The 14,843-nt window shown below is 38.0% G+C and carries 15 protein-coding genes and 1 pseudogene; 10 read left to right on the forward strand and 6 right to left on the reverse strand.

Features of this window, described 5'->3' with window-relative positions:
* Positions 1–54: 54 nt before the first annotated feature.
* The 3 genes from yjbH to B5P37_RS09000 form a co-directional block, all read right to left on the reverse strand.
* Complete coding sequence (gene yjbH / locus B5P37_RS08990) at positions 55–843, reverse strand: protease adaptor protein YjbH (protein WP_085237898.1); 789 nt, start codon at positions 841–843, stop codon at positions 55–57.
* Between the two features lie 16 nt (positions 844–859).
* A complete protein-coding gene (locus B5P37_RS08995; RefSeq protein ID WP_085237899.1) occupies positions 860–1,231 on the reverse strand; it encodes a truncated hemoglobin YjbI in 372 nt (123 codons plus the stop codon).
* A gap of 365 nt (positions 1,232–1,596) precedes the next feature.
* Positions 1,597–2,184, reverse strand: a complete 588-nt coding sequence (locus tag B5P37_RS09000) for a CYTH domain-containing protein (RefSeq protein ID WP_085237900.1) — start codon at positions 2,182–2,184, stop codon at positions 1,597–1,599.
* Between the two features lie 131 nt (positions 2,185–2,315).
* Between B5P37_RS09000 and B5P37_RS09005 the strand changes: the two genes are divergently transcribed.
* The 7 genes from B5P37_RS09005 to fabI all read left to right on the forward strand — a co-directional run bounded on the left by B5P37_RS09005 (position 2,316) and on the right by fabI (position 9,174).
* On the forward strand, positions 2,316–2,663 hold the full coding sequence (locus tag B5P37_RS09005; RefSeq protein WP_085237901.1) for a UPF0738 family protein: 348 nt from the start codon (positions 2,316–2,318) through the stop codon (positions 2,661–2,663).
* Positions 2,664–2,679: 16 nt separating this feature from the next.
* Positions 2,680–3,312, forward strand: coding sequence for a GTP diphosphokinase (yjbM, locus tag B5P37_RS09010; protein WP_085237902.1), 633 nt, complete (start codon positions 2,680–2,682; stop codon positions 3,310–3,312).
* Positions 3,313–3,323: 11 nt separating this feature from the next.
* Complete coding sequence (locus tag B5P37_RS09015; RefSeq protein WP_085237903.1) at positions 3,324–4,133, forward strand: NAD kinase; 810 nt, start codon at positions 3,324–3,326, stop codon at positions 4,131–4,133.
* The gene (locus B5P37_RS09020; protein ID WP_085237904.1) at positions 4,130–4,984 is read left to right on the forward strand and encodes an RluA family pseudouridine synthase; all 855 of its coding nucleotides are present in this window, start codon (positions 4,130–4,132) and stop codon (positions 4,982–4,984) included. Before B5P37_RS09015 ends, B5P37_RS09020 begins: the two co-directional genes overlap by 4 nt.
* A gap of 13 nt (positions 4,985–4,997) precedes the next feature.
* On the forward strand, positions 4,998–6,398 hold the full coding sequence (gene mgtE / locus B5P37_RS09025; protein WP_085237905.1) for a magnesium transporter: 1,401 nt from the start codon (positions 4,998–5,000) through the stop codon (positions 6,396–6,398).
* Between the two features lie 13 nt (positions 6,399–6,411).
* Positions 6,412–8,250 (forward strand): monovalent cation:proton antiporter family protein, encoded by a 1,839-nt coding sequence (locus B5P37_RS09030; protein WP_085237906.1) that lies wholly within the window; start codon positions 6,412–6,414, stop codon positions 8,248–8,250.
* 153 nt (positions 8,251–8,403) lie between these two features.
* Entirely contained in the window at positions 8,404–9,174 is a 771-nt protein-coding gene (fabI, locus tag B5P37_RS09035; RefSeq protein WP_085237907.1) for an enoyl-ACP reductase FabI, read from the forward strand.
* 251 nt (positions 9,175–9,425) lie between these two features.
* Here the strand turns inward: fabI and B5P37_RS09045 are convergent, their stop codons facing one another.
* From B5P37_RS09045 to cozEa, 3 genes are all read right to left on the reverse strand, one after another.
* Positions 9,426–9,812 carry a DUF3021 domain-containing protein gene (locus B5P37_RS09045; protein ID WP_085237909.1) on the reverse strand — a complete coding sequence of 129 codons (387 nt, stop codon included), beginning with the start codon at positions 9,810–9,812 and terminating at the stop codon, positions 9,426–9,428.
* A 10-nt stretch (positions 9,813–9,822) separates the two neighbouring features.
* Positions 9,823–10,272 (reverse strand): LytTR family DNA-binding domain-containing protein, encoded by a 450-nt coding sequence (locus B5P37_RS09050; protein WP_085237910.1) that lies wholly within the window; start codon positions 10,270–10,272, stop codon positions 9,823–9,825.
* A gap of 272 nt (positions 10,273–10,544) precedes the next feature.
* Positions 10,545–11,642: a lipoteichoic acid biosynthesis protein CozEa gene (cozEa, locus tag B5P37_RS09055; protein ID WP_085237911.1), complete on the reverse strand. Its 1,098-nt coding sequence runs from the start codon at positions 11,640–11,642 to the stop codon at positions 10,545–10,547.
* A gap of 213 nt (positions 11,643–11,855) precedes the next feature.
* Here cozEa and B5P37_RS09060 point away from each other — a divergent pair.
* The 3 genes and pseudogenes from B5P37_RS09060 (at position 11,856) to B5P37_RS09070 (ending at position 14,828) form a co-directional block, all read left to right on the forward strand.
* Positions 11,856–13,426 (forward strand): annotated as a pseudogene (locus tag B5P37_RS09060) (alanine/glycine:cation symporter family protein).
* A gap of 105 nt (positions 13,427–13,531) precedes the next feature.
* Positions 13,532–14,266: an esterase family protein gene (locus B5P37_RS09065; RefSeq protein WP_085237912.1), complete on the forward strand. Its 735-nt coding sequence runs from the start codon at positions 13,532–13,534 to the stop codon at positions 14,264–14,266.
* Positions 14,267–14,321: 55 nt separating this feature from the next.
* Entirely contained in the window at positions 14,322–14,828 is a 507-nt protein-coding gene (locus tag B5P37_RS09070; RefSeq protein ID WP_085237913.1) for a 2'-5' RNA ligase family protein, read from the forward strand.
* The last annotated feature ends 15 nt before the right edge of the window (positions 14,829–14,843 follow it).

A 14,843-nucleotide genomic window follows, 5' to 3' on the forward strand; every position in this document is an offset into this window, starting at 1 on the left:
AGCGGGAAGTATAACCTCCCACCCCAAAAGATCGATTCGTATGATGGGCTCACGCTACATCATAGATTTCCAAAACTCTCCATCTGGATAATTGAGTTTCTTTACTTTTTGTTGCAACATCAGTTTTTTTAATTCTTTTCTCAACGTTTTCTCAGGCCATTCATAAATAGTGAGCAATTCTTCTACAGTGACTAACTGTTTCTGTTGAATATACTCATATAATTTAGGGGGTAAACACTTTTCTATAGGTGCACCCATCATTTCATTAATAATATACGTATAAATATGATAGGGATAAAGGCCTTCTACCTTCAATCCTTCCTCTCGAATATCTTCATTAAAAAAAACGAGGGAAGGGGCTTGTTCGACTTCCATTTCTCGTGCAATATGAAGGTCAACTTTCAAACTCTCACGCAAGTGTCCGTTTTTTAAATCATCTTGATACACATCGTAATCTAATCCAGCATTCACGATACAATTCGCAATCATAGCTTCTGTAACAATATCAGGCTTCGGTATGATTTCGTTTTGAATGAGATGCATAAAACGATGTGCACGTGCACGCCCTTGTAATTCTGCTGCTTTAAAGGCCAAAGCAATGTTGTCACGATCTGATGTGCTCTGTGCTTGACACTTTGTGAGGACACGTAATGATGGGTTTAAAATATGACGAATACGGATATATTGATGATATTCAATTCTTAATTTTGACAGAACGGCAGAAAGTTTAAAACTATCTTTGTCAAATGGATCAAAGAAAGAATAAATCTCAATCTTACTGACAGGTGAAAGATTTGAATCTTCACGACAAGTATTTACAATAGCTCTCAATTCTTTCGTCATGTGATTTCACCTACAATTAATTTTCTATATTGACCATGTGATTTGCTGTTAAACGTAGCCGTTCATACAAATAATCTCCCACACCATGCGGTAGTTGCGCATGTGAAATAGCCGTATGCATGTTTTCAAGCCATGCATCTTTGGCGATATGGTCGATGGGAAATGGCATATGACGCATTCTTAACATAGGGTGGCCATGCTCCTGTGTATACAAATCGGGCCCTCCTAAAAACTGTGTCAGAAATTGTTTTTGTTTACGTGCTGTTTCTGCAAAATCACCAGGAAATATATGGTTAATACGATTATCTTGTTCTACGAGACGATAAAAGTGATCGACAAGCTGATTCAGCCTCTCTCGACCAATCATTTCATAAGGCGTCTGTGTCATTGTTATCACCGCTTATATGACTAGTTATACATAAATGATAACATGAATTTTTACAATTCAAAGCAAAAACACTTACGTTTGTCGATGTTTCGTATAAATAGCGGTACAGAAAAAGGCTTTCATCAATGTATGACGCATATGATAGTCAACTTGTGCTTCTTCATATTGATCAATCAATTGTAAACTCCGTAGTGTACACGTTCATAGGACTAGAGAATCATGGAGATATGACTTTTAAATCATAGGGTCGCTTTGTGATAAGCGATTTAAATACCAAAGATTTGTGATTGATTAACAAGTCAAGCCGAATGCGATTGGAGCATGATTTTAACGCTTTCATCATGGCGATATCTCTCGAACGCGTCCTAACCGTGTGGCTTGGATTGTTGATAATCAAAAAAACGTTGGACTTTATTTTTTGGGACATTCGGTGATAAATGGTGTTGTGCTAATAATTCGTGAAACGCTTGTTGACCTGTTTCGAAGTCATGCACTTCAAATTCTAATTCATAATCTTCAGTTCCTAAATATTGACTGTGGTCTAACACGAGTAAGCCCTCATCCATTTGCAATTCCAATCGATACGTGGTCAATGCTCCTAAAACTTGTAATGCGTCTAATGACACGTGACGCATTTTCAGTTGGTCACGTATTTCAGAGCTGAGCAGAGATTGTGGGATGGCCATTGCTGCTTCTGGTTGGATATGACATGTCGCATGATATTCAAGTAATCCGACTGTGTCAGGCACTTTTAAAGTGAGTTCGTGCGTACTGTCAGCTTTTTTTCGGATGCGTAAAGCCATTTTTTGGGATTGGATTTGTAAGTCAGGTGTATCAATATAGAAATTGACTTGTTTAAACGGTCTTTGTTGTTTGAAATAGTGTGTTTTTATCGTTTCATACGTGTTTTGATCGAGCAGTTGCTTGAATTCAATTTCATGTTCGATTGCCATTAAAAATCACTCCTTATGAGATATTATGCCGAATTGTGTCTTCATATAAAAGTATTTAGAATATGCCATATTTCAACAATGAGCACATCATTAAATTGTGTTAAAATGTTATGTGATGAGGAGGAAAGTATATGCGTATTTATGTCAACGAAGTAAAAATTCAAGATCACCGTATTTTATGCTATACGGATCAATCCACAGAAGGTTTAACAGAAGTAGGGCAAATGCTTGCAGATAGTGATCGACATGCGTTTGTTTATTTATTAGATGACGGCACTTCATTTTCGTATTTAATGTTTGTTGAAGAAACCTGGTCTATGCTTCATGAACATCGAGACAAAGAGATAGTGATCAACGATTCATTAACGCTCACAAATTTTTCTACGGAATTAGATTACTTGTTAGATAATATTAAAGGTAATTTAAATTATGGAAAACCATTTGTGTCTGCTGTTGAAGAAGTATTTGAACTCGAATGAAGCGGAGTGAGGTAAGATGAACCAATGGGAATTTTTTCTAGCACCCTATCAACAAGCGATTGATGAGTTGAAAGTCAAGTTAAAGGGGTTACGCAAACAATATCAAGTCAATGAACATCATTCACCAATTGAATTTGTGACTGGACGTGTAAAACCGATTTCTAGTATTGTTGATAAGGCAAATAAAAGGGGGATTGCATTCGATTGTTTACGCGAAGAAATGTATGATATCGCTGGACTTCGAATGATGTGTCAGTTTGTAGATGACATCGATATTGTGGTTGAATTGTTGCGTCAACGAAAAGACTTTAAAGTTGTTGAGGAGCGAGACTACATCAGCAATACGAAACAAAGTGGTTATCGCTCGTATCACGTCATCATTGAATACCCCATTGAGACATTAAATGGGACGACGTTGATACTGGCAGAAATTCAGATTCGCACGCTTGCAATGAACTTTTGGGCGACAATTGAACATACGTTACGATATAAGTATGATGGGGACTATCCACCAGAGATTCAATCGAGACTTGAACGCGCTGCGGAAGCTGCCTTTCTTTTGGATGAAGAAATGTCCGAAATCAAAGAAGAGATACAGGAAGCGCAGAAGTATTATTCAAAAAAACGGGCGAATCAACATGAGAAGTGAGGGGTGGACAGATGCGTTACGTTATTTTATCTAAAGGAGATTCAAAGTCTGAAGCACTGAAACATAAAATGATGTGCCATATGCAAGATTTTAAAATGCAGGAAGATCGAGAAAATCCTGAAATTGTCATTTCTGTGGGTGGAGATGGAACGTTGCTTCAAGCATTTCATCAATATAGTCATATGTTATCCCGTTGCGCTTTTGTAGGGATTCATACTGGACATTTGGGCTTTTATGCCGATTGGTTACCACATGAAGTTGAAAAATTGGTCATTGCCATTCATAATTCCCAGTTTCAAGTGATTGAGTATCCTTTGCTTGAAGTGATTGTTCGATACCATAATCAAGGATATGAGACCCGTTATTTAGCTTTAAATGAAGCGACAATGAAAACTGAGAATGGAAGCACATTAGTGGTTGATATCGACATTCGCGGTCAGCATTTTGAGCGTTTTAGAGGAGATGGCTTGTGTGTGTCAACACCATCCGGTTCGACCGCATACAATAAAGCATTAGGCGGAGCGTTGATTCACCCTTCATTGGAAGCCATTCAGTTAACCGAAATCGCTTCGATTAACAATAGAGTCTTCCGGACGGTAGGCTCACCGCTCGTACTCCCTAAACATCATACATGTCATGTCAAACCAGTGAATCACGAAGTTATTTTATCTACTGTGGATCATGTGAGTGTAAAACATAAAAATGTGAATGCGATTCAATATCGTGTTGCAAATGAAAAGGTTCGTTTCGCACGTTTCAGGCCTTTCCCATTTTGGAAGAGAGTCCATGATTCATTTATTTCAAGTGGTGAGACATTGTGATTTTTAAATATCATGTGACCGAAACAACTACAATAAAGGCATTGCTATACGAACAACAGTTTTCCAAAAAGACGTTGAGCGCCATTAAACAAGATGGCGCTTTAATTGTGAATGGCCATAATCGTACAGTTCGGTATGTATTGGAAGCAGGCGATATATTAGAAGTCCATTTACCGAAAGAAGTGCCGAGTCCCTATCTTATTCCATATGATGCACCATTAAATATATTATATGAAGACGATAGTTTGCTATTGGTAGCGAAACCGACGCATCAAAATACAGCACCATCACGTGAACACCCGCATCAAAGTCTTGTTGAACAAGCACTTGCACACATGTTAGCGCATGATGAACAAGGGATTCCTCATATTGTCACACGACTTGACCGACATACGAGTGGCATTGTGATTATTGCAAAATCACGTCATATGCATCATCTCATGAATCAATGCTCAATAGAAAAATACTATGAGTGCATTTGTGAAGGGAGATTATCTGAGCAAGGGACGATAGATGTACCGATTAAACGGGCGTCAGATAGTATTATCAATCGAGTTGTTTCAAATGATGGGAAACCTGCCAAAACACTGTATTGGCCGTTAAAGCAATTTAAGTCATATACGTGGTGCCGTGTTAAACTTGAAACGGGAAGAACCCATCAAATCCGCGTGCATTTTCAATGGCTTGGCACACCCTTGGTAGGAGATACATTATATGGTCAAGCGCATCCGAAATATCCAACGCAATTGTTAAAATGTGCAGATGTCAGATTTAAGCACCCGTTGACACAAGAAAACTTATGCATCAAAAATGAGCAACCTTGCTTCGAGCGAATTTTAACGACTTTGTAGCGTGATAAGATTGATGGAGGTGGCAAAAGTGACAAAAGACAATGAACGCATCACACACGATGATGAGGAAATGTACAATAAAAAAATGTTGGATGATTTAATTGAAAGTGGCGATATTGATCAATTTCGAGAAGAATTTTTAACATTACATGCTTATGAACAAAGCGAATATTTTGAAGACAGTGATGATGAAGTTCGTCAAATAATGTATCAATTTCTTTCTCCAGAAGAGATTGCGGCGTTCTTTGAACATTTAGAAATTGATGAAGAAGATTATGAAGCATTATTTGAGACGATGGATGCAACTTATGCGAGTCAAGTCCTTGAGCAAATGTCTTATGATAATGCGGTCGATATTTTAAATCAGCTCTCTAAAAAGAAGCTCGCCAGTTTGTTAATGTTGATGAATCGTGAAGACGCTAAAGAGATAAAAGCGTTACTGCACTATGAAGAAGACACAGCCGGCGGTATCATGACAACCGAATATATTTCATTAACAGTGAACACACCGGTTCATGAAGCGTTAATGCATGTAAAGGCACAAGCACCTGATGCGGAAACCATTTATGTCATTTTTGTTGTGGATGAAAGTAAGAAGCTGGTTGGGGTGATTTCTCTAAGAGATTTGATTGTCGCTGAAAACGATGCCTATATTGAGGACATCATGAGTGAACGTGTGATTAGTGCGAATGTTGCAGACGACCAAGAAGATGTGGCGCAAACCATGAGAGACTATGACTTTATTGCGATGCCGGTTGTCGATTATCAGAACCACTTATTAGGGATTATTACGATTGATGATATCGTCGACGTTATGGATGAAGAAGCGAGCGAAGACTACTCTCGTTTAGCCGGGGTGTCAGACATTGACTCTACGGACGATACAATCATTCAAACGGCGATTAAACGTTTGCCTTGGTTGTTAATTCTCACTGTTTTAGGGATGATAACGGCTTCAATATTGGGTTCTTTTGAAGAAACATTAGAAAAAGTAGCATTATTAGCTGCGTTTATTCCGATAATTAGTGGGATGTCCGGAAATTCCGGAACACAATCCCTAGCCGTATCTGTACGTAATATTTCTACAGGAGAGATTAAAGAAAAAAGTAAAATTAAATTGGCTTTACGTGAATCAGGGAGTGGTTTTCTAACAGGAATTACCTGTGCGATGAGCCTTAGCATCATTATTATGGTATTATACGGTCAACCCTATCTTGCCATGATTGTGGGGACGAGCCTCACCATTGCTATGACGGTGGGGACAACGATTGGTTCAGTGATTCCGCTTTTAATCAATCGTATCGGGATTGACCCAGCTGTTGCAAGCGGCCCATTTATTACTACGATTAATGACATTGTCAGTATGTTGATTTATTTTGGATTAGCAACGACATTCATGTCATATTTAACTTGAGGGAGAGACATGCATGCAATTTGTATCGCTAGTCATCGTCATTATTGCGGCGATGATCACACCCATCTTGATTCATAGGTTGAAAATTTCATTTTTACCGGTAGTTGTTGCTGAGATTTTGATGGGGATTATTATCGGCAATTCATTTTTAAACTTAGTTCATCGAGATGATGTGTTGAATATTTTATCCACGTTAGGGTTTATTTTCTTAATGTTTTTAAGTGGTTTGGAAATTGATTTTTCAGCCTTTAAAAAAGATAAATCGAATAAAAAACAAAACGAAGCCGAGCAACAAGGCCCAAGTCATTTAAAATTAGCGCTTTATGTTTTTATGTTAATTATGTTGTTTTCTATTGGGCTTTCCTATGCCTTCCACTGGTTCGGCTTAATCGATGATGTCCTATTAATGGTGATCATTATTTCTACGATCTCATTAGGCGTTGTTGTGCCAACGTTGAAAGAAATGCATTTAATGAGTACGACGATAGGTCAATTTATTTTGCTCGTAGCGGTTTTAGCAGATTTAGCGACGATGTTATTGCTGACGGTTTATGGTGCATTGCATGCATCAGGAGGCGGTACAATTTGGCTCATCGGGATTTTGGTCGTTTTTACGATTGTCTTTTACTTTTTAGGTGGACTATTCAAGAAAGCACCGTTTTTAGAAAAATTAATGAATGGGACGACGCAAATTGGTATTCGTGCAGTTTTCGCATTGATGATATTATTAGTCGCGTTAGCAGAGGGCGTCGGTGCAGAACACATTTTAGGGGCGTTTTTAGCAGGCGTCGTTGTGTCGTTGCTCGGGCCAACTAAAGATCTTGTCGAAAAATTAGACTCATTTGGTTATGGTTTCTTCATCCCGATTTTCTTTATTATGGTTGGGGTGGACCTCGACATTCCTTCGTTGATTAATGATCCGAAAATAGTGTTGATCATCCCAGCATTGATTATCACTTTCATCATTTCAAAATTAGTGCCTGTCATGTTGATAAAGAAATGGTTTGATATGAGAACCACGATTGCTTCTGCGTTTTTGTTGACGTCTACATTATCGCTCGTCATCGCTGCGGCAAAAATCGCTGAGAAGTTGGGAACAATCAGTGAAGAAACGTCAGGCATTTTAATTTTAAGTGCTGTGATTACGTGCGTATTTGTCCCGATTGTTTTTAAAAAGCTCATTCCGATTCCAGACGAAGTACAACGTTCGATTAAAGTGGCAATGATTGGGAAAAATCAATTATCTATTCCTATTGCACAAGGCCTACGTTCGCAACTTTATGAAATTTCGCTGTACTATCGAAAAGATTTATCCGATCATCGAGTACTATCGGACGACATTACAATGATAGAGATGACGGATTATCGCTCGGATATTTTGGAGAGACTTGGCTTGTATGAGAGCGATATTGTGGTCTGTTCAACGAATGATGACGAGATTAATCGCCGCGTCGCTTTAATGGCAAAGGAACACGGTGTAGAGCGTGTCATTTGTCGTTTAGAAACGAATGATGAAGCACAGGAACTGAGCAGCCAAGGCATTGAATTGTTTAGTAACTTCCAAAGCAATCAGATTTTATTAAAAGGGATGATTGAGACGCCGAACATGTTGAATTTACTTAGCAACGTCGAAACCTCTTTATATGAAATTGGTATGTACAATTATGCATTCGATCAAATGCAGTTGCGCCATTTTCCATTCGGTGGAGATATCATCTTTGTCCGGATTATTCGCAACAATGAATCTATTGTGCCTCACGGTGATACGCAACTTAAGTATGGTGATCGATTAATTGTGACAGGTACGAAAGAATATGTGGATCAATTGAAAATAGAACTTGAAATGTTTTAATAGTAAATGGGCACCTATCAAAATCAGAGTGTGAACGTTGATGTAACGGGTTTTGATAGGTGTGCCACGTTATTGAGGATATCATTTTTAAAATTTAGTACCAGATGTTAAAATTAAGAACAAGATGTAATTAAACGAAAAGGAGTAATCAAATTGATGAATCTTGAAGGCAAAACATTTGTAGTGATGGGTATCGCAAATAAACGGAGTATCGGTTATGGTGTTGCAAAAGTATTGGATCAATTGGGGGCAAAATTAGTATTTACATATCGAAAAGAAAGAAGTTTTAAAGAGTTAGACCAATTGATTGACCAACTGAATCAAACTGAGAAACATGTTTATCAAGTGGATGTTCAAAGTGACGAAGATGTGATTAAAGGTTTTGAACAAATTGGTAAAGATGTCGGTAAAATTGATGGGGTATTCCATTCTATCGCGTTTGCACGTGTTGAAGAATTGAGAGGGCGATATTCTGAAACGTCACGTGACGGCTTCTTACTTGCACAAGATATCAGTGCATACTCATTAACTATCGTTGCACGTGAAGCGCGAAAAATCATGAACGAAGCGGGAAGTATCGTGACATCGACTTATATTGGTGGCGAATTTGCTGTACCAAACTATAACGTAATGGGAATTGCAAAAGCGAGTTTAGAAGCGTCAGTGAAATATTTGGCAGCCGATTTAGGTCAAGATAATATTCGAGTGAATGCCATTTCCGCAGGCCCGATTCGTACGTTAAGCGCAAGAGGGGTAGGGAGTTTTACGACGATTTTAAAAGAGATTGAACAACGTGCACCATTAAGACGTAATGTTGATCAAGAAGAAGTCGGCAAAACGGCTGCTTATTTGTTAAGTGACTTTTCTTCAGGTGTCACAGGTGAAAACATTCATGTCGATGCTGGATATCATGCAATTCGTTAAGGCGTCTATGTGTGGATTGGATTTGGAAGTCTCTAAGACAACCTCATTTTCAAAAATGAAGTTGTCTTTTTTTATTGTAAATAGCTTATTTTTGTTATGCGTAAGAAGAAAAGCTAATGGGGAGGGTCCGTATTGGAGGCTTTCAAACGTATCAAAACCACCCATGTCAATGGATGATTTTGATACATAAATTTGTTTGATATCGCGGGTCTCGTAATACCAGAAAAGGGTGTGGAAACGGCTTGCATGGCTTACTTACGTCTTTCTCTCAATTTTTTATTTATTTCTCGACTACTACGATAATTCAAAAAGTAAGTACAGAGCCAAATGATGATATAAATCACAGAAAACTCAAGGAAAAATCCTAAATATTCCTTAGGGGAAAACCAATGATTATAGACATTCATGGCAAAAACAATCAGCGCAATGGTTAAAAAATGACAAATGCTTTTTTGTAAAAGTGACCAGTTTTTAATATCATAATAGAGTGAAGCGATGCCCATAAAACCACTAAAAGCAAGGCAAGAGACAATGTTTGATACGGTTTGTGTTTCAACGCCTCCTACGATTAAGCTTAAGCTATAAATGATTCCCCCTATACCGATACCATAGATATACAAATTGATTATTTTTTTCATTTATTCTCCCTCACAATCCTAGTTTTTCTTCCAAATTTTTCAAGTAACGACGGCTAATAATTATTTTGGTTTTGTTGGTTAAAACAGCCAGCATATTACCCGAGAAAGAAGCTTCCATCATCTGCAAGTGATTCAAATTAATGAGCGCTTGTTTGGATACTTGAACAAAATGATCAGTTGGCAAACGATCTTTCATCTTGTAAAGGCGTTCCCGCATGCGGTAGCATTGATTTTTAGTCATAACCACTAAAGCGTCTCCATCCACTTCGATGGTAATAATCTCATCTATTTTTAGCAAGTAAATGTGATCATCGGATTTAACCGCAATAACGTCTGATTTCATGACTTGAAAGGCTTCCAAATAGGCCACCAAATCTGAAACTTCCTTATCGTATTGTGCTTTCTCAATCGTCAAAACCAAATCATGCTGAGCTTTATTTTCTTTAAATCGCCATTTCATAGTCTAAACTCCTTCACTTCTATCTTAGACATAGCATATCAAAAAGTAGACGCGCTGAAATCAAATGTCAGCTAAGCGGTTGAAATATAAAGCTAAGCGGTTGAAATGACATCGATTTTTTAGCAAAAATAAAAAATAAAATGTTCACCCATTAAAGCACGATGGATATGATGTCCTGGGTTCCATTTGATTGAGATTGTTTTATCCAAAAAAAGTCAGCACCTCTACGCTTCAATTAAGCGATGCGGGTGCTGACTGCTATTCATGTATAGTTAGAGCATACTTTTATCATTGACATCACTATGCGCTTTTTGCATGATTTGATGACGATATTTAAAGACATTCCGAACAATTGTTTTTAGGACGGCGTAAAGTGGTACGGCAACTAAGATTAATGTAAAGCCACCTAAACTACCAGAAGCTAAAATAACAATGATAATCGTTAATGGATGAATATTAAGTGATTTCCCCATAACATTCGGTGTAATGACATTTCCTTCTAATTGTTGTGCAATTAAAGTAATGACACAGACCCAAACGAAAGTACTAGGGCTTTGAATCAATCCTAAAATCCCTGCCGGTAAAAATGCCATCCATGGGCCTAAAAATGGGATCATATTGGCAACAATCGCAAACATGACAAGAAGTAACGTATATTCTAAACCGATAATGGTATATCCAACATATAAAATGACGCCCAAAATCAAACTGACAGTGACTTGACCTTGAATGTAGGACATCAGTGTTTGGTTTAAATCCTTTAATAAGTTGACGACAAAAATTTTACGTTCGCCATTGAAAATATTTGCCACTGCAGGAATAAAACGTTCATGATCTTTTAACATATATATCAAGAAAAATGGAACTAAAATAAGCAAAAATAGTGTCGACACAATACTTGAAATAATGTTGAGTGAATTGGATAAGAGGTTTGAAGTCATTTGGCTCAAATATGAAATGACATCATTGATTTTGTTCGTCACTTCATCAGGTAATCGATCACGTTGGGCCAATGCGAAGTTGATTAATCGCTCCGCTTCACGTTGAATAAATGGAATTTGATGGATTAAGTTTTCGATTTGAGTGGCGATGACAGGACCGATGACACCAATGACAGCAGCAATCATAGCTGTGAGTCCCAGCAAGATAATTGTAATGCTTGCCCACCTCGGAAGATGATGTTTTTCTAAAAACTTTTGAAAAGGTAAGCAAACATAAAATAAAAACCCACTTAATAATAAAGGCAGTATAATAGATTGAATGATTACGATTATAGGCATAAAGATGTAGTTAACATCTAAAAATAATTTAATAAGTAAAAATAAAATGAGCAATGCTATTCCTGTGCGAAACCACACTTTATTTGTCATACATAGTTCCTCCTTCTTTTATAACAACACTGTTTACAGTATAGCCCAATCATAAAAAGCTTAAAAGGCTAAATTTAAATCATTATGATAAAGATTGAGAATTGGCTCATGTATATCGAAAAAAGGTTGCGCGGAATTTATTAAGTGTGTATAATCAATTCATATTATCAGAAAATTTTTAAAAATAATCCGAAAGTTTCAGGGGGAATAATTATGTTAGCAACTGTGGTGGGATGGCTTAACGAGATTGTTTGGAGTAAGCCGTTGGTGTATGGTCTTTTGCTTACGGGGGTTGCATTTAGTTTAATGAGTCGCTTTTTACAAGTCCGTCACTTTAAAGAAATGATTCGCTTAATGTTCCAAGGAGAGAAGTCACCTACCGGAATCTCGAGCTTTCAAGCGATTGCGCTTTCATTAGCAGGGCGTGTCGGAACAGGGAATATCGTCGGTGTTTCAACAGCAATTTTTATCGGGGGTCCTGGTGCGGTATTTTGGATGTGGGCGACAGCTTTTTTAGGGGCGGGTACGGCATTTGTTGAATCTGCACTCGGTCAAATTTATAAGAAAGAAGAAGACGGCGAATACCGGGGTGGCCCTGCATACTATATTGAACGGGGAATTAAAGGTAAGTTCGGTAAAATTTATGGCTTGGCTTTTGCAATTGTGACGATTATTTCAGTAGGGTTGTTACTACCAGGTGTTCAATCTAATGCCATTGCGAGCTCGATGCATAACGCATTTGGTGTGCCGACATGGAGCGTGGCTATTGCCCTTGTGATTATTTTAGCGTTGATTATTTTTGGAGGCGTGAAATGGATTGCATCCGTTGCAACAGCCGTCGTGCCTTTTATGGCTATTGTCTATATTTTGATGGCTGTAGTCATTATTGTGTTAAACATTCAAGAAGTTCCGGCGTTATTTGCACTCATCTTCAAATCGGCATTTGGTATGGAAGCTGCATTTGGGGAATCGTTGGTGCGATGATTGAGATTGGGGTCAAACGTGGTCTTTATTCGAACGAAGCAGGTCAAGGTACAGGTCCTCACGCAGCAGCGGCGGCTGAGGTCTCACATCCTGCGAAACAAGGCCTTGTACAAGCCTTTTCAGTTTATGTTGATACGTTATTTGTATGTACAGCGACAGCATTAATGATTTTAATTGCAGGGACGTACAATACGACAGATGGTACAGTTGAAGCAAGTGGTGCGCCGCATTTGATTAGAGATGGTGGAATTTTTGTACAAAATGCAGATGGCACGAAAGATTATTCTGGTACAGCGATGTACGCACAGGCTGGTATTGATAAAGCGCTACACGGATCGAGCTATCACTTTGATCCAAGTGTGTCAGGTTTTGGTTCTTACTTTATTGCCATTGCATTGTTCTTCTTTGCATTTACAACAATTCTAGCTTATTACTATATTGCTGAAACGAATGTAAGTTTCTTAACGAACCGAGTAGCTAAAAATCAAAATCGACTGTGGCGGAATGTGACGCGTATCATCTTAATTGCTGCGACAGCTTATGGTGCAGTAAAAACAGCGGATGTTGCATGGGCAATGGGTGACTTAGGTGTTGGATTGATGGCATGGTTAAACATTGTAGCCATTTGGATTTTACACAAACCTGCAATGAATGCATTAAAAGATTTCGAGTTACAGAAAAAGAAAAATGGGACTGGTAAAACAGCGATTTATCGTCCTGATGCGAAGGACTTACCAACTGCAACATTTTGGTTGGAAGATTATCCTAAACGTTTAAAAGAAGAAGAGGTTCAATCATAATTTGAGGTTAACTTCAGTATTCAAACATGTGATATGAGTGATATAAATTAACACAATCGGCGTCTCCTGATACAATGAGATTAATTCGTATAAGGAGGCGCTTTTATGTCGTCATTTAAACCAGGTGAAATCACCGTTACACATTTTAATAGTGACTACTTAGAGCGAGAAATTACATTATCAGTGTATTTACCTAGAGATTATTCTGATTTATACAAGTCTAAAGTAATTTTTTGTTTTGATGGTCGTGATTTTTTGAGATACGGGCAAATTCATCGTGTCTATGAGAAGCTGAGAAAAGCAGGGGAAATTGAACGGGCCATTATTATCGGTTTGCACTATGAAAATGTGGAGATGCGGCGTAAGGAATTTCATCCACAAGGTGAAAAGGCAGGGCAAACTGTTCAAGCTGTCGCTAATGAAATTTTACCTTGGATTGATCGCACGTTTGCAACTTATAAAGTGGGCCATGCGAGATTATTATTAGGCGATAGTTTAGCTGGAAGTATTGCCTTTTTAACCGCGCTGTCTTATCCGCGTGTCATGAGTCAAGTGGGGATGCTCAGTCCATATTTTGATGATACCGTGAAACAAATTTTCGACCGATGCCAATTTAAATCAGAGTTGAATATTTGGCACGTTATAGGAAAAGAAGAAATTGCATTTAAGCTTCCTACGACTGGGGAGGACGCTGATTTTTTAACACCGAATCGCGTGTTAAAAGATTTAATCGAGTCTGAAGCAATGACCTATCAATACGAGGAATTAGATGGTGGTCATAACTGGAAAACTTGGCAAAAAAAACTTCCCGATATGTTGACCTATTTTTTGAGTAACTAATTGTTTAGAAAATTTGCTATAATAGAAAGTAAGCGAATACAAAGGAGGAATTCAAATGATTTTAGGATTAGCATTAATTCCGTCAAAAGATTTCCAAAAAGAGGTCAATGCATATCGTAAACGTTATGATAAGCATTATACAATGATTCAACCGCATATTACGATTAAAAGTCACTTTGACGTTGAAGCGTCTCAACTCGAACAAGTTAAAGCGGAAATTGAAAAGCGTTTGGCAGGGGCACAGGAAGTAGAGGTGCATGTGACAAAAGCGTCAAATTTTGCACCGGTTACGAACGTGATTTACTTCAAAGTAGAAAAAAATGCTGCTTTAGAAGATTTATTTAATCGCTTTGATGGAGAAGACTTTTATGGCAAATCCGAGCATGCGTTTGTGCCACATTTTACGATTGCACAAGGTTTGACGAGTCAAGAGTTCGAAGATATTTATGGTCAAGTCCGCCTTGCAGGTGTGAATCATAAAGAAACCATTGATCAATTGTCACTGATGCAATTTAATGAAGATGTCGAGGAATGGGAAGAAATTGCAACGTTCTCTTTATAATAATGAACAAAATGA

This window comes from Staphylococcus lutrae (genome assembly GCF_002101335.1).
Taxonomy (GTDB): Bacteria; Bacillota; Bacilli; order Staphylococcales; family Staphylococcaceae; genus Staphylococcus; species Staphylococcus lutrae.

What these genes read in the sequence shown, in the direction of transcription:
- yjbH (WP_085237898.1), bottom strand. Translation starts at nt 843, where the DNA reads ATGACGAAAGAATTGAGAGCTATTGTAAATACTTGTCGTGAAGATTCA.
- B5P37_RS08995 (WP_085237899.1), bottom strand. Translation starts at nt 1,231, where the DNA reads ATGACACAGACGCCTTATGAAATGATTGGTCGAGAGAGGCTGAATCAG.
- B5P37_RS09000 (WP_085237900.1), bottom strand. Translation starts at nt 2,184, where the DNA reads ATGGCAATCGAACATGAAATTGAATTCAAGCAACTGCTCGATCAAAAC.
- B5P37_RS09005 (WP_085237901.1), top strand. Translation starts at nt 2,316, where the DNA reads ATGCGTATTTATGTCAACGAAGTAAAAATTCAAGATCACCGTATTTTA.
- yjbM (WP_085237902.1), top strand. Translation starts at nt 2,680, where the DNA reads ATGAACCAATGGGAATTTTTTCTAGCACCCTATCAACAAGCGATTGAT.
- B5P37_RS09015 (WP_085237903.1), top strand. Translation starts at nt 3,324, where the DNA reads ATGCGTTACGTTATTTTATCTAAAGGAGATTCAAAGTCTGAAGCACTG.
- mgtE (WP_085237905.1), top strand. Translation starts at nt 4,998, where the DNA reads ATGGAGGTGGCAAAAGTGACAAAAGACAATGAACGCATCACACACGAT.
- B5P37_RS09030 (WP_085237906.1), top strand. Translation starts at nt 6,412, where the DNA reads ATGCAATTTGTATCGCTAGTCATCGTCATTATTGCGGCGATGATCACA.
- B5P37_RS09045 (WP_085237909.1), bottom strand. Translation starts at nt 9,812, where the DNA reads ATGAAAAAAATAATCAATTTGTATATCTATGGTATCGGTATAGGGGGA.
- B5P37_RS09050 (WP_085237910.1), bottom strand. Translation starts at nt 10,272, where the DNA reads ATGAAATGGCGATTTAAAGAAAATAAAGCTCAGCATGATTTGGTTTTG.
- cozEa (WP_085237911.1), bottom strand. Translation starts at nt 11,642, where the DNA reads ATGACAAATAAAGTGTGGTTTCGCACAGGAATAGCATTGCTCATTTTA.
- B5P37_RS09065 (WP_085237912.1), top strand. Translation starts at nt 13,532, where the DNA reads ATGTCGTCATTTAAACCAGGTGAAATCACCGTTACACATTTTAATAGT.
- B5P37_RS09070 (WP_085237913.1), top strand. Translation starts at nt 14,322, where the DNA reads ATGATTTTAGGATTAGCATTAATTCCGTCAAAAGATTTCCAAAAAGAG.